Source organism: Serratia sp. AXJ-M, from assembly GCF_046531865.1.
In the GTDB taxonomy this organism is placed as follows: domain Bacteria; phylum Pseudomonadota; class Gammaproteobacteria; order Enterobacterales; family Enterobacteriaceae; genus Serratia; species Serratia liquefaciens.
The window spans coordinates 797,079-813,880 of record NZ_CP059394.1; the positions used below are offsets into that span (position 1 = coordinate 797,079).

Annotated in this window: 16 protein-coding genes; 10 read left to right on the top strand and 6 right to left on the bottom strand. The window is 56.2% G+C overall.

From position 1 onward, the window contains the following. Positions 1–17: 17 nt before the first annotated feature. Entirely contained in the window at positions 18–1,364 is a 1,347-nt protein-coding gene (locus H0S68_RS03655) for an MFS transporter (protein ID WP_046374496.1), read from the bottom strand. 321 nt (positions 1,365–1,685) lie between these two features. Between H0S68_RS03655 and queE the strand changes: the two genes are divergently transcribed. Further along, positions 1,686–2,357 carry a 7-carboxy-7-deazaguanine synthase QueE gene (queE, locus tag H0S68_RS03660; RefSeq protein WP_115060067.1) on the top strand — a complete coding sequence of 224 codons (672 nt, stop codon included), beginning with the start codon at positions 1,686–1,688 and terminating at the stop codon, positions 2,355–2,357. Between the two features lie 29 nt (positions 2,358–2,386). Here the strand turns inward: queE and queD are convergent, their stop codons facing one another. Continuing rightward, positions 2,387–2,746 carry a 6-carboxytetrahydropterin synthase QueD gene (gene queD / locus H0S68_RS03665; RefSeq protein ID WP_020825254.1) on the bottom strand — a complete coding sequence of 120 codons (360 nt, stop codon included), beginning with the start codon at positions 2,744–2,746 and terminating at the stop codon, positions 2,387–2,389. 437 nt (positions 2,747–3,183) lie between these two features. Between queD and cysJ the strand changes: the two genes are divergently transcribed. The 3 genes from cysJ (at position 3,184) to H0S68_RS03680 (ending at position 7,503) form a co-directional block, all read left to right on the top strand. Continuing rightward, a complete protein-coding gene (gene cysJ, locus H0S68_RS03670; RefSeq protein ID WP_187962291.1) occupies positions 3,184–4,983 on the top strand; it encodes an NADPH-dependent assimilatory sulfite reductase flavoprotein subunit in 1,800 nt (599 codons plus the stop codon). Beyond that, a complete protein-coding gene (gene cysI / locus H0S68_RS03675; protein WP_046374493.1) occupies positions 4,983–6,698 on the top strand; it encodes an assimilatory sulfite reductase (NADPH) hemoprotein subunit in 1,716 nt (571 codons plus the stop codon). Before cysJ ends, cysI begins: the two co-directional genes overlap by 1 nt. Before the next feature lie 70 nt (positions 6,699–6,768). Next, a complete protein-coding gene (locus tag H0S68_RS03680; protein ID WP_130016197.1) occupies positions 6,769–7,503 on the top strand; it encodes a phosphoadenylyl-sulfate reductase in 735 nt (244 codons plus the stop codon). Positions 7,504–7,564: 61 nt separating this feature from the next. On the opposite strand, the gene H0S68_RS03685 is transcribed toward H0S68_RS03680, so the two are convergent. Next, a complete protein-coding gene (locus tag H0S68_RS03685; protein WP_217331543.1) occupies positions 7,565–8,641 on the bottom strand; it encodes an aminopeptidase in 1,077 nt (358 codons plus the stop codon). 260 nt (positions 8,642–8,901) lie between these two features. On the opposite strand from H0S68_RS03685, the gene cysG reads away from it, so the two are divergent. The 5 genes from cysG to H0S68_RS03710 all read left to right on the top strand — a co-directional run bounded on the left by cysG (position 8,902) and on the right by H0S68_RS03710 (position 13,723). Then, the gene (gene cysG, locus H0S68_RS03690; RefSeq protein ID WP_142815877.1) at positions 8,902–10,332 is read left to right on the top strand and encodes a siroheme synthase CysG; all 1,431 of its coding nucleotides are present in this window, start codon (positions 8,902–8,904) and stop codon (positions 10,330–10,332) included. A 9-nt stretch (positions 10,333–10,341) separates the two neighbouring features. After that, positions 10,342–11,250: a sulfate adenylyltransferase subunit CysD gene (gene cysD, locus H0S68_RS03695; RefSeq protein WP_020825260.1), complete on the top strand. Its 909-nt coding sequence runs from the start codon at positions 10,342–10,344 to the stop codon at positions 11,248–11,250. 11 nt (positions 11,251–11,261) lie between these two features. Then, a complete protein-coding gene (cysN, locus tag H0S68_RS03700; protein WP_020825261.1) occupies positions 11,262–12,689 on the top strand; it encodes a sulfate adenylyltransferase subunit CysN in 1,428 nt (475 codons plus the stop codon). 1 nt (position 12,690) lies between these two features. Next, positions 12,691–13,320: an adenylyl-sulfate kinase gene (gene cysC / locus H0S68_RS03705; protein WP_122077254.1), complete on the top strand. Its 630-nt coding sequence runs from the start codon at positions 12,691–12,693 to the stop codon at positions 13,318–13,320. Between the two features lie 85 nt (positions 13,321–13,405). Continuing rightward, on the top strand, positions 13,406–13,723 hold the full coding sequence (locus tag H0S68_RS03710; protein ID WP_020825263.1) for a DUF3561 family protein: 318 nt from the start codon (positions 13,406–13,408) through the stop codon (positions 13,721–13,723). Positions 13,724–13,775: 52 nt separating this feature from the next. Here the strand turns inward: H0S68_RS03710 and H0S68_RS03715 are convergent, their stop codons facing one another. From H0S68_RS03715 to H0S68_RS03725, 3 genes are all read right to left on the bottom strand, one after another. Further along, the gene (locus H0S68_RS03715; RefSeq protein ID WP_046374489.1) at positions 13,776–14,498 is read right to left on the bottom strand and encodes an amino acid ABC transporter ATP-binding protein; all 723 of its coding nucleotides are present in this window, start codon (positions 14,496–14,498) and stop codon (positions 13,776–13,778) included. After that, positions 14,482–15,201, bottom strand: a complete 720-nt coding sequence (locus H0S68_RS03720; protein WP_044033777.1) for an amino acid ABC transporter permease — start codon at positions 15,199–15,201, stop codon at positions 14,482–14,484. Before H0S68_RS03720 ends, H0S68_RS03715 begins: the two co-directional genes overlap by 17 nt. Before the next feature lie 100 nt (positions 15,202–15,301). Continuing rightward, on the bottom strand, positions 15,302–16,072 hold the full coding sequence (locus tag H0S68_RS03725; protein WP_122077257.1) for a basic amino acid ABC transporter substrate-binding protein: 771 nt from the start codon (positions 16,070–16,072) through the stop codon (positions 15,302–15,304). A 406-nt stretch (positions 16,073–16,478) separates the two neighbouring features. Between H0S68_RS03725 and ftsB the strand changes: the two genes are divergently transcribed. Then, positions 16,479–16,799 carry a cell division protein FtsB gene (gene ftsB, locus H0S68_RS03730; protein WP_020825266.1) on the top strand — a complete coding sequence of 107 codons (321 nt, stop codon included), beginning with the start codon at positions 16,479–16,481 and terminating at the stop codon, positions 16,797–16,799. The last annotated feature ends 3 nt before the right edge of the window (positions 16,800–16,802 follow it).

Below are 16,802 nucleotides of genomic sequence, written 5' to 3' on the forward strand. Positions count from 1 at the left end.
CCCTACCGGTTTAGCCCTTATACGGGTTTGTCAGCCGGTTGCAGCGTCGCTCTTCGGGTCATTTTGAAAACTGTAGCGATGGCGGCGATCAGCGCTGGCACGCACAGGAACATCAAAATGCTCTGCACTTCCCATTGCATGGCCAGCAACTGTGCCCCCATCATGGTGCCCGCCACGCCGCCAAAGCGGCCGATGCCCTGCATCCAGGCTATGCCTGTTGCGCGACTGTGGGTCGGGTAGAAAGTGGCTGCCAGCGTTTGCAGACCGGATTGCGCACCGTTCATGGTGATGCCCATCAGGAAGATAAACGTACCCAGCAGCACGATATGGCTGTCCTCGGTCGCCATTGCCACAATCAGCAGGGCGGTAATGACAAAGCCGCTAGACACCACCTTATGGGCGTTCCAGCGGTCCATCAGCCAGCCGGCCACCAGAATGCCGAGCGTGCCGCCGAAGGTGAACAGCGAGGTCAAAATGGCTGATTGTTCCAGTTGATAGCCCAGACCCTGCATCAGGATCGGCATCCAGCTCAGCAGCACGTAATAAATTACCAGGCCCATAAAGTACGTCAGCCACAGCATCAGCGTGCCGGTCAGATAAGGGCGGGTGAACAACAGGCCGACGCTGGTTTTGGACTGTGCCAATTTCTCTTCATACAGATAAAAGCGCGTCACGTTATCGAGATTCTGGCTGACAAAACGCTGGGCAATACGTTTGATTTTTGCCGCATCTTTACCGCGGTTCACCATATATTTCACCGATTCCGGCAGGAACAGGATCAACAATACCGTCAGCGCCAACGGAGCGATCGCCCCCAGCAACAGCACGCTATGCCAGCCATACGCCGGGATCAGCCAAGACGAAATCGCACCACCGCCGGCCGCACCCAGCGGGAAGCCGCAGTACATGGTGTTAATCGCCAGGGAACGGCAGCGTTGTGGCGCATATTCGGAAATCAGCGTGATGGCGTTCGGCATCGCCGCCCCTAATCCCAGGCCGGTGAGGAAGCGCCACAGCGTCAGGCTATTGAGCGAGCCGGCGTAGGCGGTAGCCAGGCTCGACAGGCCGAAGAACAGACAAGAAAACACCAGCACCCGTTTGCGGCCGATACGATCGGAAATCGGTCCGGCGACCAGAGCGCCAAGGGACAGGCCCAGCAGCGCGGCGCTCAGCACCGGGCCCAGATCCTGTTTAACAATGCCCCAGTCTTTGGCGACCGAAGGAGCGATATACCCCATGGCCGCCGTGTCAAAGCCATCAATGGCCAGGATCAGGAATCCCAAAATGATCAAGGTCCAGTGAAACAGCGAAAATTTGCTGTCATCGATGGCCTGCTGAATATTCAACTCGGTGGAATGAGCCATGGCAACCTCTAACGCAGATGTGATTGTGTGGATAAATCGCCGGAACTGATGCCCGGCTTGTGCTTGCCTGTCTATACATCTGCGCGCAGGCGCTTTATGTCAAATATATTTATCTTATGCGTTAAATAAATGTTGTTTTTGCGAAGCAGATTACATCGTAAACACAAGGAGATTGCTCAGTAAGCAAATAAAATGAAGCGGATAGCCGGTGAGATACGCTGGCGAAGGCGGGTAGGATAAAATTTAATACAATTTCGCCCGTTTGGTCGCCGGGCTGGAATCTGCGATAATCCCTTTTTACCTTTCCAGATTGAGAAACCGATGCAGTACCCGATTAATGAAATGTTCCAAACCTTGCAGGGCGAAGGCTTTTTCACCGGCGTTCCAGCCATCTTTATTCGCTTGCAGGGCTGCCCGGTAGGATGCAGCTGGTGCGACACCAAACATACCTGGGAAAAGGAAGCCAATCGGGAAGTCGATATGCAGCGGATCCTGGTGAAAACCGAAGAGAGCGACGCCTGGGGCAGCGCCAACGCCGAGCAGCTGTTGGCGGTGATGCGTCAACAGGGTTATACCGCACGCCACGTGGTAATCACCGGCGGCGAGCCCTGCATCTATGATCTGACTCCGCTGACCCAGTTGCTGGAAGACAACGGCTACGGCTGCCAGATTGAGACCAGCGGCACCCACGAAATCCGGTGTTCGGCGAAAACCTGGGTGACGGTATCCCCCAAGGTGAATATGCGCGGCGGCATGAAGGTGTTGGATCAGGCTTTGCAGCGCGCTGATGAAGTGAAGCACCCGGTTGGGCGTGAGCGTGATATCGAAGCATTGGATGCGCTGCTGGCGACGCTGCATGATGAGAAGCCGCGTATTATCGCGCTGCAGCCGATCAGCCAGAAGGAAGAGGCGACTCGCCTGTGCATCGAAACCTGCATTGCGCGCAACTGGCGCCTGTCGATGCAGACCCATAAATATCTGAACATCGCATAAAATTCAGGGCGCCATTGGGCGCCCTTTCTTTAACCTTTATACACGCATCCCGCGGTACAGGTTTCTTTCACCATCACCGCAGTCAGCTCCGGCAACTGGGGTTTGAGCTGTTGCCAGATCCAGGCGGCAAGCACTTCGCTGGTGGGATTTTCCAATCCTGGAATATCGTTCAGATAATGGTGATCCAGGCGCTCCCAAATAGGGGAGAACACGGCTTTAAGCTCGGCGAAATCCATCACCCAACCGGTATGTGCATCCACTTCACCGGTTACTTCCAGACGCACCATAAACGAATGCCCGTGCAAACGGCCACATTTATGGCCCTCAGGTACGTGCGGCAAACGGTGTGCGGCTTCAAACTGAAAATCTTTAAACAGCGTGGTTGCCATTATTACGGCCTCATTGACTCAAAAACCGCCGAAGTTTACCGGAAACGGAGCCTGCTTGCCATTTATACCGCTATGGTCTACCGCTGCTGTGGTCAATGCACGGTTAACACTTTTTTTGTTTGGTACCGACTGGACCTATCGGTTGGGGTAATGAGTGGTAAATGCGATTCATTCAAATAACGTTAAAAAAACAGCTTTATTTTCAGTGCGATAAAAATCTCTGCTTAGCGCTTTAAGCACTATCCGTTACCAGAAAAACAGCTTAGTCATTTTGGTTATTAATTATTTCTATCCCTTATTTAATCGTTGCTATTGTGCTCGGTAACCTTACAAACTCTCCTGATCTTTTCAGGACCGCAGACTGAACGAAAAGACAGCGACTGACACTGGCGAGCACCTGGCTGGATAGGTGCCAAGTATAGGAAATAAGTACTGCAATGACGACTCAGGCTCCTCCAACATCGATGCTCCCGCTGACACCCGAACAGCTGGCGCGCCTGCAGGCGGCGATTGGTGAATATTCACCGACGCAGCTGGCGTGGCTGTCAGGTTATTTCTGGGGAATGGTTAATCAACAGCCTGGTGCGGTAGCCATTGCGCCGCCTGCCGCCGCTGCCGCCAGCATCACGCTGATTTCCGCCTCGCAGACCGGCAATGCTCGCCGCCTGGCGGAACAATTGCGCGACGATCTGTTGGCCGCCAAGCTGAGCGTCACGCTGGTTAACGCCGGCGACTACAAATTCAAGCAAATTGCCCAGGAACGTCTGCTGGTGATCGTCGCCTCCACCCAAGGGGAAGGTGAGCCGGCGGAAGAGGCGGTTGCCCTGCATAAATTCCTGTTCTCCAAGAAAGCGCCGAAACTTAACGAAACCGCGTTTGCGGTCTTTGGCCTGGGGGACACTTCCTACGAAAACTTCTGTCAGTCGGGTAAAGATTTCGACGGCAAACTGGCCGAACTGGGTGCTGAGCGTCTGGTCGAGCGGGTAGATGCCGACGTGGAATATCAGGAGCTGGCTACCGCCTGGCGTAAACAGGTGGTGGAGGTGTTGAAAGCGCGCGCCCCGGCTGAAAATGCCGCACCGGGCGTGCTGGCCAGCGGTGCGATTGACCTGATCGACAGCAGCCCGTACAGCAAAGAACAGCCGCTGACCGCACAACTGGCAGTGAAGCAAAAAATTACCGGCCGGGCCTCAGACAAAGACGTGCGTCATATTGAAATCGACCTGGGTGATTCTGGTCTGCGTTACCAACCGGGCGATGCGCTGGGCGTGTGGTTCGATAACGACCCGGCGCTGGTGGATGAACTGGTGCAATTGCTGTGGCTGAAGGGCGACGAACCGGTGGAAGTGGAAGGAAAAACCTTGCCGCTTTCGCAAGCGTTACGCAGCCATTTTGAACTGACGCAGAACACCACGCTAATCGTCGATAAATACGCGGCTCTGTCGCGCGACGAGAAGCTGATTGGTTTGTTAGCGGATAAAGCCGCGCTGCAGCATTACGCGCACAACACGCCGATTGTCGACATGGTGCGACAGGCGCCTGCCGATCTTAGCGCCGAGCAGTTGATTGGCCTGCTGCGTCCGTTGACGCCGCGCCTGTATTCCATTGCCTCGTCGCAAGCCGAAACTGAAAACGAAGTGCACGTGACCGTCGGCGTGGTGCGTTACGACATCGAAGGGCGCGCCCGCGCAGGCGGTGCCTCCAGTTTCCTGGCCGATCGGCTGGAAGAAGATGGTGACGTGCGGGTGTTCATCGAACATAACGACAATTTCCGCCTGCCGGCCAACCCGGAAACTCCGGTGATCATGATTGGGCCAGGCACGGGCATTGCGCCGTTCCGCGCCTTTATGCAACAGCGTGATGCTGACGGTGCCGGCGGCAAGAACTGGTTGTTCTTCGGCAACCCGCACTTTACTGAAGACTTTTTGTATCAGGTCGAATGGCAGCGCTATGTGAAAGATGGCCTGCTGACCCGCATCGATCTGGCCTGGTCACGTGACCAGCAGCATAAAGTCTATGTCCAGGACAAATTGCGCGAACAGGGCGCGGAAGTGTGGCGTTGGATCCAGGAAGGCGCGCACATTTACGTCTGTGGCGATGCGAACCGCATGGCAAAAGACGTGGAAAACACATTACTGGAACTGGTGGCCGAGCACGGTGGCATGGATACCGAGCTGGCGGATGAATTTTTAAGTGAGCTGCGCCTTGAGCGCCGTTATCAGCGAGATGTCTACTGATGAGTGATAAACACCCGGGGCCTCTGGTGGTCGAAGGCAAATTGGCCGATGCCGAGCGTTTGAAGAAAGAAAGCAACTTCCTGCGCGGCACCATCGCCGAAGACTTGAAGGATGGCCTGACCGGCGGTTTTAACGGTGACAACTTCCTGCTGATCCGCTTCCACGGAATGTACCAGCAGGACGACCGTGATATCCGCGCCGAACGCGCCGAACAGAAGCTGGAACCGCGCCACGCCATGATGCTGCGTTGCCGTCTGCCGGGGGGGATTATCTCCCCACAGCAGTGGCTAGGCATTGATAAATTCGCGCAGGAAAGCACGCTGTACGGCAGCATCCGCATCACCAACCGTCAGACTTTCCAGTTCCATGGCATTGTGAAGGGCAACGTTAAGCCGGTTCACCAGCTGTTGGGTCGTCTGGGATTGGACGCGCTGGCTACGGCTAACGACGTCAACCGCAACGTGCTTTGCACCTCTAACCCGGTGGAGTCCGAGCTGCACCAGGAAGCCTACGAGTGGGCGAAAAAGATCTCCGAACATCTGCTGCCGCGTACCCGCGCCTATGCTGAAGTGTGGCTGGATCAGGAAAAAGTGGCGACCACCGACGAAGAACCGATCCTCGGGGCGACTTATCTGCCGCGCAAGTTCAAAACCACGGTGGTGATCCCACCGCAAAACGACGTCGATCTGCACGCCAACGACATGAACTTTGTCGCTATTGCCAAAAACGGCAAGCTGGTGGGCTTTAACCTGCTGGTAGGCGGCGGCCTGTCGATTGAACACGGCAACAAGAAAACCTATGCGCGCAAGGCCAGCGAATTTGGCTATATCCCGCTGGAGCACACGCTGGCGGTCGCCGAAGCGGTGGTAACCACTCAGCGCGACTGGGGTAACCGTACCGATCGCAAGAACGCCAAAACCAAATACACGCTGGAACGCGTTGGGGTTGATACCTTCCGTGCCGAAGTGGAAAAACGGGCCGGTATCACCTTTGAACCGATTCGCCCGTACGAATTTACCGGCCGCGGCGATCGCATTGGTTGGGTTAAAGGCATTGATAACCAGTGGCACCTGACGCTGTTTATCGAGAATGGTCGTCTTCTGGACTATCCGGGACGCCCGTTGAAAACCGGCGTTGCCGAGATCGCCAGGATCCACAAAGGGGATTTCCGTCTGACGGCCAACCAGAACCTGATCGTTGCCGGCGTACCGGAAAGCGAGAAGGCGAAGATCGAAGCGATCGCTCGTGAACACGGATTGATCGACGATGGGGTCAGCGTGCAGCGTCAAAACTCGATGGCCTGCGTATCCTTCCCGACCTGCCCATTGGCGATGGCGGAGGCCGAGCGTTTTCTGCCGGCGTTCGTCACTAAAGTGGAAGGGATCCTGCATAGCCACGGTGTGGGTGACGAGCACATCGTATTGCGCATTACTGGCTGTCCGAACGGCTGTGGCCGCGCGCTGTTGGCGGAGATTGGCCTGGTCGGTAAAGCGGTTGGCCGCTATAACCTGCATTTGGGTGGCAACCGGGAAGGTACGCGTATTCCGCGCATGTACCGTGAAAATATCAACGAAGAAGAAATTCTGCGAGAGATTGACCAACTGGTGGGCCGCTGGGCCACAGAGCGTAACGCGGGCGAAGGCTTTGGTGATTTCACTATTCGCGCCGGGGTGGTCAAGCCGGTAATTGATTCGGCGCAGGATTTCTGGGACTGACGCCGTTTGGCCCCGCTTTCACCGGGGGCCGATCCGCGCGGTATGATTCAAGCATCAGGAGGCTGGCAACATGGCTGAATTCGATCTGGCGGCGCTGAATGCGCTGCCCAAGTCTGGGCAAGCGTTGGCACTGGCGGTAGTTAATGGCCAGTTGGAAACGCTTTCCGCCGAGCAACGCGTGGAATGGGCGCTGGAACATCTGCCCGGCGAGTTTGTGCTCTCTTCAAGTTTCGGCATTCAGGCAGCGGTATGTCTGCATTTGGTTACGCGGATCAAACCGGACATTCCGGTGATCCTCACCGATACCGGCTATCTGTTCCCGGAAACCTATCAGTTTATCGATCAGCTGGTCGACAAACTGAAGCTGAACCTGCAGGTGTTTCGTGCCGATCAGTCGCCCGCCTGGCAGGAGGCTCGCTACGGGAAACTGTGGGAGCAGGGCGTTGAAGGTATCGAAAAATATAACCTGATCAACAAGGTTGAGCCGATGAACCGCGCATTGGAAACTCTGGGCGGGCAAACCTGGTTCGCCGGCCTGCGCCGCGAACAATCCGGCAGCCGCGCCAATCTGCCGGTACTGGCGGTGCAACGTGGGGTGTTCAAGATCCTGCCGATTATCGACTGGGACAACCGCAAGATTTATCAATACCTGACCGAGCACGGCCTCAGTTATCACCCGCTGTGGGAACAAGGCTATCTGTCAGTGGGGGACACTCACACCACGCAGAAGTGGGAACCAGGCATGAGTGAAGAAGAAACCCGTTTCTTTGGTCTGAAGCGTGAGTGTGGCCTGCACGAAGGCTAATCACGTATCAACATCGTCAAAGGGCTCAGCATTCGCTGGGCCCTTGGCGTTTTCAGAGAGACTACTTTTTCTGTTTTTGTACTTTGGGTGGGTGCGCCTGAGCCAGTTCTTTCATCAGCGGCAGCAAAATCTGCACGCTCTCGCGGCTGCGCTTGTCGATGCGCCCTGGCAGATTGCGTTCCAGATATTGCAGGTTATCGTACTGCGGGCGATGCCAGGTGATGCCCTGCGGGAAGTGCGGGCTCACGGCGCGTTGCTGATAACCATCTTTATCGCCCAGTGACCAGTTGGTGGCTTCGACCGACAGCACCGGGATGCCTGCTTTATCAAACACTTCCTGATCGGAACAGCAGCCGGTGCCTTTCGGGTGTGCTTTGCTGCCCGGGTTGGTGGCGGCAGCGATGCCGTAGCGGTGGGCAATATCCAGTGCGCGATCGCGGCTCTGTTTCGCCAGCTTTGGCGGCGTATTGAGACCGGCGTTGAAATACAGGCGATCGCCGGTAATCAGGCTGTCGAGGTTAATCACCAGTAGAGTATTGCGTTTCTCTTCGTCGCTCATGCGCTGCAGGTAGTTCTGCGCGCCCAGCGAACCCAGTTCTTCGGCGCTGGTGGCGACAAAGCGCAGGCCGTAAGCGGTGGGGATGTTCTTAAGGCGTTCCGCCAGTTCCAGCATCACGCCGACGCCAGAGGCATTGTCGTCGACGCCCTGCAGCGTCAAGCCGCCGAGATTGTTGTCCAGATCGGCGTCGCTTCGCGGCGTGTAGGTATCGAAATGCGCCACGACCAGAATCTGCTGAGGAAGGCTGCCATTTTTAGCGGCGATCACCGAGCTGGCGGTGATGTTATTCCAGTTCTTCTTGCCGTCTTTACTGGTGTACAGATAGCGGGTGTTGAAACTGCGGATATCGCTCTGATACCCCATCTTGCTGAACTGCTGTTTCAGATAGTCTGCGGTGAGCAATTCCGCCGGGCTACCGGCCATGCGGCCAGGAAAATAAGTGGCGATGTGGCGAGTCTGCTCGGCGGCGAATTTGCCCATCGGGGCCTCTTTTGCGGGCTGAGTGGCGGCAGAAACGCTGAAAACACCGCCGAGCGCTGCCACCAGCAGGCCGGTTTTCAGGTAAAAGCGGGAAAACATACCGAAAAATCCTTCTTTGATATCGACGAGACCGATTATTTTTGCGGTGTCCAGTATGAGACGGTCGGCAAGATTAAACAATTTCTCCCGCTCTTAAATTTGGCGTAAATGCGCAAACCTTAGTCGCAATTATCGCCGGTTAAGCCGTGTGCTGCGGTCTATATTCCATAAAGTAACTAGTCATTCCTTTTCGTCATTTCAGAGGCCAAATCTCAGCCCGTATAGTCACACTATCATTCTGCATATATGAAAAGGCTGTTGTGGACTATCTACCTATATTTGCCGACCTGAAACAACGCCCGGTGTTGGTCGTTGGCGGCGGCGAAGTGGCTGCGCGCAAAGTGGATCTTCTCCTGCGCGTCGGGGCTGAAATACGGATAGTTGCGCAGTCACTCTCACCCATACTCGAAGAACTGCATCAGCAGGGGCTCATCCGCTGGCAGGGGCAGGCTTTTGCCACTCAGCAACTGGATGAGGTGTTCCTGGTGATTGCCGCAACCGATGACAGCGCGCTGAATGCCGAGGTATTTGCCGAAGCGGATAAACGCCGGGTGCTGGCTAACGTGGTCGACGATCAGCCGCGCTGCTCGTTCATCTTTCCGTCGATTATCGATCGTTCACCGCTGGTGGTTGCCGTCTCTTCCAGCGGCCAGGCACCGGTGCTGGCACGTATGCTGCGTGAAAAACTCGAAGCTTTGTTGCCCGCCAGCCTGGGGCAGATGGCGGAGGTGGCCGGGCGCTGGCGCGGCCAGGTAAAACAGCAACTGAATGCGATCGGCGAACGTCGTCGCTTCTGGGAAAAAACATTCGGCGGACGTTTTGCCACGCTGGTGGCCAATGGCCAGTCCGCACAGGCCGAGCGGCAGTTGGAGCAGGATTTACAGCAGTTTGCCCAGGGCGGCGAAGGCACCCAGGGCGAAATTGCGCTGGTGGGCGCAGGGCCGGGCGACGTGGGGTTATTGACCCTGCGCGGGCTGCAGGTGATGCAGCAGGCCGATGTGGTGCTCTACGACCATCTGGTCAGCGATGAGATTCTGGATCTGGTGCGTCGCGATGCCGAGCGCATCTGCGTGGGCAAACGTGCCGGGGCACACTCGGTGATCCAGGAAGAAACCAACCGCCTGTTGGTGGAACTGGCGCAGCAGGGCAAGCGCGTGGTGCGATTGAAAGGCGGAGATCCCTTTATCTTTGGCCGCGGCGGCGAAGAGCTGCAGGTGGCCGCCGCCGCGGGCATTCCGTTCCAGGTGGTGCCGGGCGTTACCGCGGCGGCCGGTGCAACGGCCTATGCCGGCATTCCGCTGACGCACCGCGATCATGCGCAGAGCGTGACTTTTATTACCGGCCACTGCCGTCCCGACGGTGACGGGCTGGACTGGGCAGACTTGGCGCGAGCGCGTCAGACTCTGGCTATCTACATGGGCACCATGAAGGCGGCGGACATCAGCCAGCGCCTGATAGCCCACGGACGCGCGGCCACGACGCCGGTGGCGGTGATCAGCCGCGGCACGCGTGCGGATCAGCTGGTGCAAACCGGCACGCTGCAACAGCTTGAAAAATTGGCTCAACAGGCACCTTTGCCGGCGCTGCTGGTGATCGGCGAAGTGGTAGAGCTGCATCATCAAATTGCCTGGTTTGGGCATCAACCGCAGACGGAAGGGGCCTCTCGTCCCGCCGTCGTGAATTTGGCTTAAGGATCTGTTATGGACGAAAAACGACTCACTCATTTGCGGCAATTGGAGGCGGAGAGTATCCATATCATCCGTGAAGTCGCCGCTGAATTCGGCAACCCGGTGATGCTCTACTCCATCGGTAAAGACTCTTCCGTGATGCTGCATCTGGCGCGTAAAGCCTTTTTCCCGGGTACGCTGCCGTTCCCGTTGCTGCATGTGGATACCGGTTGGAAATTCCGTGAAATGTACGAATTCCGCGATCGCACTGCGAAAGAGTACGGTTTTGAACTGCTGATCCACAAGAACCCGGAAGGCGTGGCGATGGGCATCAACCCGTTCGTTCACGGCAGCGCCAAGCATACCGATATCATGAAAACCGAAGGCCTGAAGCAGGCGCTTAACAAATACGGTTTTGATGCCGCCTTTGGCGGTGCCCGCCGTGACGAAGAGAAGTCACGCGCCAAAGAGCGTATCTATTCATTCCGTGACCGCTTCCACCGTTGGGACCCAAAAAACCAGCGCCCGGAGCTGTGGCACAATTACAACGGCCAAATCAACAAGGGCGAGAGCATTCGCGTGTTCCCGCTGTCGAACTGGACCGAGCTGGATATCTGGCAATACATTTTCCTGGAAAAAATCGACATCGTGCCGCTGTATCTGGCAAAACCGCGTCCGGTGGTAGAGCGCGACGGCATGTTGCTGATGGTGGACGACGATCGTATCGATCTGCAGCCTGGCGAAGTGATCAGCCAGCGCATGGTGCGTTTCCGCACGCTGGGCTGCTGGCCGCTGACCGGTGCGGTGGATTCCGAAGCGGAGACGCTGCCGGAGATCATCGAAGAGATGTTGGTGTCCACCACCAGTGAGCGCCAGGGACGGATGATCGACCGCGATCAGTCCGGCTCGATGGAGCTGAAAAAGCGTCAAGGGTATTTCTAAGGAGCCGCCGGATGAACAATGCAATTGCACAACAAATCGCTGAGCAGGGTGGGGTCGAATCTTACCTGCATGCGCAGCAACACAAAAGCCTGTTACGGTTCCTGACCTGCGGCAGCGTCGATGACGGCAAAAGTACCCTGATCGGCCGCTTGCTGCACGATACCCGTCAGATCTACGAAGATCAGCTGTCTACGCTGCACAGTGACAGCAAACGCATCGGCACCCAGGGCGAGAAACTGGATTTGGCGCTGCTGGTCGATGGCCTGCAGGCCGAGCGCGAGCAGGGCATTACCATCGACGTAGCCTATCGTTATTTCTCGACCGAAAAGCGTAAATTTATTATTGCCGATACGCCGGGGCATGAGCAGTACACCCGCAATATGGCGACCGGGGCCTCGACCTGCGATCTGGCGATCCTGTTGATCGACGCACGCAAAGGGGTGCTGGATCAAACCCGCAGGCACAGTTTTATCGCCACGCTGTTGGGCATTCGCCATCTGGTGGTGGCGGTCAATAAAATGGACCTGGTGGATTACCAAGAGTCGGTGTTCGAACAGTTTAAACAGGACTATCTGACCTTCGCGCAGCAGTTGCCGAACGATCTCGACATCAAGTTTGTGCCTTTGTCGGCGCTGGATGGCGACAACGTGGCCAGTGAAAGCGCCCAGATGCCTTGGTACAGCGGCCCGACGCTGCTGCAGGTGCTGGAGAGCGTGGATGTGATCAGCGAACGCGAGACGCAACCGCTGCGTTTCCCGGTGCAGTATGTCAACCGTCCTAACCTGGATTTCCGGGGCTATGCGGGCACGCTGTCCGCCGGTGTAGTGCGCGTAGGGCAACGCGTGAAGGTATTGCCTTCCGGCGTGGAATCTACCGTAGCGCGTATTGTGACCTTTGATGGCGATCTGCAGGAAGCGGTGCCGGGCGAGGCGATCACGCTGGTGCTGGCAGATGAAGTGGATATTAGCCGCGGCGATCTGCTGGTCGATGCCGGGGAAACCCTGAAAGCGGCGCAAAGCGCGCTGGTGGACGTGGTGTGGATGGCTGAAAAACCGTTGTTGCCGGGCCAAAGCTATGACATCAAAGTGGCCGGCAAAAAGACCCGTGCGCGGGTAGAAGGCATACGCCACCAGGTGGAAATCAACTCGCTGGCGCAGCATCAGGCGGACACTTTACCGCTCAACGGCATCGGTCTGGTCGAACTGACCTTCGATGAACCGCTGGTGCTGGACAGCTATCAACGCAACCACGATACCGGTGGGCTGATCTTTATCGATCGCCTGAGCAACGTCACCGTGGGGGCTGGTTTGATCCGCGAAACCTTGCAGGACGCTCAGGCATCAGCCGGCGACTTCAGCGCATTTGAACTGGAACTGAATGCTCTGGTGCGTAAACACTTCCCACATTGGGGCGCGCGCGACCTGATTGGGGGAAAATAACGTGACCGACGCTCAACTGCGGCCGACCGGGCCGGATGATGACAACGTGGTCTGGCATCCGCATGCGGTAACGCGTGCGGATCGCGAAGTCCGCAACGGCCACAAAGGCGTGGTGCTGTGGTTTACCGGGCTGTCCGGCTCGGGCAAATCTACCGTTGCCGGCGCGCTGGAACAGGCACTGCACGCCTATGGTGTCAGCACTTATCTGCTGGATGGCGACAACGTGCGTCACGGCCTGTGCCGCGACCTGGGTTTTTCCGACGACGACCGGCGCGAGAATATTCGTCGCGTGGGCGAAGTGGCGAAACTGATGGTGGACGCCGGCCTGGTGGTGTTGACCGCCTTCATTTCCCCACATCGCGCCGAACGGCAGATGGTGCGTGAACTGCTGGATGAAGATCGTTTTATCGAGGTGTTTGTCGACACGCCGTTGGCGGTTTGTGAAGTGCGCGATCCGAAAGGATTGTACAAAAAAGCCCGTGCCGGCGAGCTGCGTAATTTCACCGGTATCGACTCGGTTTACGAGGCGCCACAACGGCCGGATATTCACCTTGATGGCCAACAATTGGTAACAAATTTGATTGCGCAATTGTTAGACGTGCTGCGTGGTCGGGCTATTATCAAACCCTGAATTCAGAAAAGCGTGTGGCGTTTTTGCGCCATACGCTTTTTACGCTAAGCCCGCCGGAGAGCGCGCCGAATAACCAGGGATCGCTATGCAAAATGTCTCGCCTATCTTGATTGACGCAAACCAGGAGAAAGAGGAGCCCTCTTACTCGTTCCTGGGCGGTGTCTGCGGCTTTGTTTTCTACTGGCTGGCCTTCGCAGTGCCGTTTTTGGTTTACGGCTCCAACACCCTTTTCTTCCTGCTCTACACCTGGCCGTTCTTCCTGGCGCTGATGCCGGTTTCGGTGCTGATTGGCATCACGCTCAGCATGCTGCTGCGTGGTCGGTTGATTTTTACACTGTTGCTGACCGGGACCATCGTTCTGTGCCTGTTCTGGCTGGTGTTCAGCTTTTTGACCGGTTGGTGAGGGGAAGGGCGCAGTCGCCTGCGCCCGAAGCATTGCAAAGCCGTGCCGAAGGTTACAAAACTTTGCTCAGAAAAGCCTGAGTGCGCGGATTGGCCGGCTGGCTGAAAATCTGCTGTGGCGAACCTTCTTCCTGAATGATCCCTTGATCGATAAACAGCACCCGATCGGCCACTTCACGGGCAAAGCCCATCTCATGCGTCACCACCACCATCGTCATGCCTTCGTGCGCCAATGACTTCATCACCGCCAGCACTTCGCCGACCAGCTCGGGATCCAGTGCGGAGGTCGGTTCGTCGAACAGCATGATTTTCGGTTCCATCGCCAGCGCGCGAGCAATGGCGACCCGCTGTTGCTGACCGCCGGACAGGCTGTTGGGATAAGCGTCGATTTTGTCCAGCAGGCCCACCTTTTGCAGCAGCGCCTCTGCCCGCAGTATGGCCTCTGCGCGCGACAGCTTTTTCACGCCCATCGGCGCCATGATGATGTTTTCCAGCACCGTCATGTGCGGGAACAGGTTAAAGCGTTGAAACACCATGCCGACGCTCTCACGCATCTTATTGAGATCGGTTTTCTGGCTGTGTATGGCAAAACCATTCACCAGGATCTCACCGCCGGACAGCGTTTCCAGCGCATTGATACAGCGCAGGAAGGTACTTTTACCGGAGCCGGACGGGCCGATGACGCAGACCACTTCGTTGGCTGCGATTTCGCAGGAAATACCACGCAGCACGTGGCTTTCGCCGAATTGTTTTTGCAGGTTATGTACGCGAATCACTTTTCCCGAACCTCTTTTCCATGTGTTGCACCATCAGCGAAAGCAGGAAGGTGAGGACCCAATAGACCAGCGAAATGGTCAGGTAGGGCTCCCAATAGGTGGCATAGGCGCCGGAAACCGTGCGAGCGGCATAGGCCAGATCGGCAAGACCGATGGCGGAGGCCAGCGAAGAGTCTTTGACGATGGCAATGGCATTGTTGCCCAGCGGCGGCAGCATGCGGCGAAACGCCTGCGGCAGGATCACTTTGCGCATGGTTTTGCCGTAGCTCATGCCCAGCGAACGCGAAGCTTCCATCTGACCGCGATCGATAGACTGAATGCCGGCGCGGAAAATTTCCGAGACGTATGCACCCGCGTTCAGCGTAATCGCCACCACGCAGGAGAGAAATGCGCCGTAATCGGAGCGCAACGCGCGGGCGAAATCGGTGCTCATCAGGCCGCTGGTGACCAGCAGACCGTCACGTGGGTTGATAAACAGCGGTACCAGCGCGAAATGCACCACCATAATCTGGACAAACAGCGGCGTACCGCGGAAGGCGCTGATGTAGATGCGCACCGGCCACTGAACGCCATAATGCAGTATCGGTTTCCAGATGCCGTGTGGTGCCTGCGCCAGACGGCCGAGCCCGAGGATCAGCCCCCAGGTGGTGCCCAGTATCACGCAGATAATGGTGCATTTAATGGTCATCCAGGCGCCTTCCATAAACAGCGGGGCGTACTCCTGGATTATCTCCCAACGGAAATTCAAGGTCGGATCCTTCTTAAAAAGTCTTCAGACTGCTGTGTTGACGAACGACGATCGATTATTCGGCGGGCAGCGTGGGGACGTTGCTGTCAAACCAGGTCTGGTAGATTTTGGCGTAGGTGCCGTCGGCGATGATTTTCTTCAGGCCGGCGTTGATTTTGCCGCGCAGTTCGTCATTGCCTTTGGCCACGGCGATACCGAAATACTGACGTTCGAATTTGGCATCGGACACCAGTTTGAACTCTTTTTCCGGATGGGTTTTGATATAGAACTTGGCCACGCCGACGTCGCCCACGGCCGCGCCGATACCGTCTTCATACAGCTCTTGCAGCATTAACGGGGTATTGTCGAAACGTTTGATGGCGGTGTTGTTTTTGCCTAACACGTCGGACACCACGATGTCGCCGGTGCTGGAGTTGACTACGCCGACCTTCAGCGCTTTCAAGGCGGCAATGGAGTCTACGCCAGAGTCTTTGGGGACCACGATAGCCTGCTCTGCCGGGAAGTAAGGTGCAGAGAAATCAACCATTTGTTTGCGTTTATCGGTAATGGTGATGCCGGAAATTATGATGTCACGATCGCCGGAGTTCAGCGTGGCGAAAATACCTTCCCACGGCGTATTCACCAGTTTGACCTGAAAGCTCTCGGCCTTGGCTACCGCCTTGATGATATCGATATCAAAGCCTTCCAGCTGTTTACTGCTGTTTTCGAATTCGAACGGACGGTAGGTGCCGCCAGAGCCGACGACGTAGGTAGGTTCAGCCGCCAGGACGGAGGCCGACAGGGTGGCAGCCAGACAGGCGCCAATCACAACTAAAGATTTAAACATCGCTATCCCCGGTAATTAAAAATGATCCATTGGATTTATTTATGCACTATGAGTGCATAAAAATAATCTTTAATGAATAAAAACACAACTCCTACCTGATGATGAAATTTTTAATGGTGTTAAATATGCAGTTTATGCTTGTCGCTGGCGAATGCTTTGGTGAAATCAGCGGGTAGCCAGTTTTTCTTACTGCATAACCGGAAAAAACGTTGAAGGGGAAAAATGCAGAGGCGTTGGTTGGTTTTTCTGCGGTGAAAGTGGTTTTTTTTGCCGCTTTCGAAGTGAATTTAGGTTATAAACTCAGGAAATTATCATCCTACTCTTAATTTGGCGGCGAAATGCCGTTCTCTGTGTGGAGTCCAACGAAAAGTTGTGGGATGATTGGTCGGTTTTTCAGGGGGCGGAGATGGGAAAACTTACGCTGCTATTGCTGGCATTGCTCGGTTGGTTACAGTATTCACTGTGGCTGGGCAAAAATGGTATTCACGATTACGTGCGGGTCAATGAGGATGTTGCGCTCCAACAGGGCAGCAATGCTAAATTGAAAGCGCGTAACGATCAGCTGTTCGCCGAGATCGACGATTTGAACGGCGGTCAGGAAGCGATCGAAGAGCGTGCGCGCAATGAGCTGAGCATGATTAAGCCCGGTGAGACTTTCTATCGTCTGGTTCCTGACCAATCCAGACGCAACGCGGCGTCCGCCTCGCAAAATAACCTACAAAAGTAACGC

Coding starts and splice junctions, on each gene's coding strand:
- H0S68_RS03655 (WP_046374496.1), bottom strand. CDS start 1,364: ATGGCTCATTCCACCGAGTTGAATATTCAGCAGGCCATCGATGACAGC.
- queE (WP_115060067.1), top strand. CDS start 1,686: ATGCAGTACCCGATTAATGAAATGTTCCAAACCTTGCAGGGCGAAGGC.
- queD (WP_020825254.1), bottom strand. CDS start 2,746: ATGGCAACCACGCTGTTTAAAGATTTTCAGTTTGAAGCCGCACACCGT.
- cysJ (WP_187962291.1), top strand. CDS start 3,184: ATGACGACTCAGGCTCCTCCAACATCGATGCTCCCGCTGACACCCGAA.
- cysI (WP_046374493.1), top strand. CDS start 4,983: ATGAGTGATAAACACCCGGGGCCTCTGGTGGTCGAAGGCAAATTGGCC.
- H0S68_RS03680 (WP_130016197.1), top strand. CDS start 6,769: ATGGCTGAATTCGATCTGGCGGCGCTGAATGCGCTGCCCAAGTCTGGG.
- H0S68_RS03685 (WP_217331543.1), bottom strand. CDS start 8,641: ATGTTTTCCCGCTTTTACCTGAAAACCGGCCTGCTGGTGGCAGCGCTC.
- cysD (WP_020825260.1), top strand. CDS start 10,342: ATGGACGAAAAACGACTCACTCATTTGCGGCAATTGGAGGCGGAGAGT.
- cysN (WP_020825261.1), top strand. CDS start 11,262: ATGAACAATGCAATTGCACAACAAATCGCTGAGCAGGGTGGGGTCGAA.
- H0S68_RS03710 (WP_020825263.1), top strand. CDS start 13,406: ATGCAAAATGTCTCGCCTATCTTGATTGACGCAAACCAGGAGAAAGAG.
- H0S68_RS03720 (WP_044033777.1), bottom strand. CDS start 15,201: ATGGAAGGCGCCTGGATGACCATTAAATGCACCATTATCTGCGTGATA.
- H0S68_RS03725 (WP_122077257.1), bottom strand. CDS start 16,072: ATGTTTAAATCTTTAGTTGTGATTGGCGCCTGTCTGGCTGCCACCCTG.
- ftsB (WP_020825266.1), top strand. CDS start 16,479: ATGGGAAAACTTACGCTGCTATTGCTGGCATTGCTCGGTTGGTTACAG.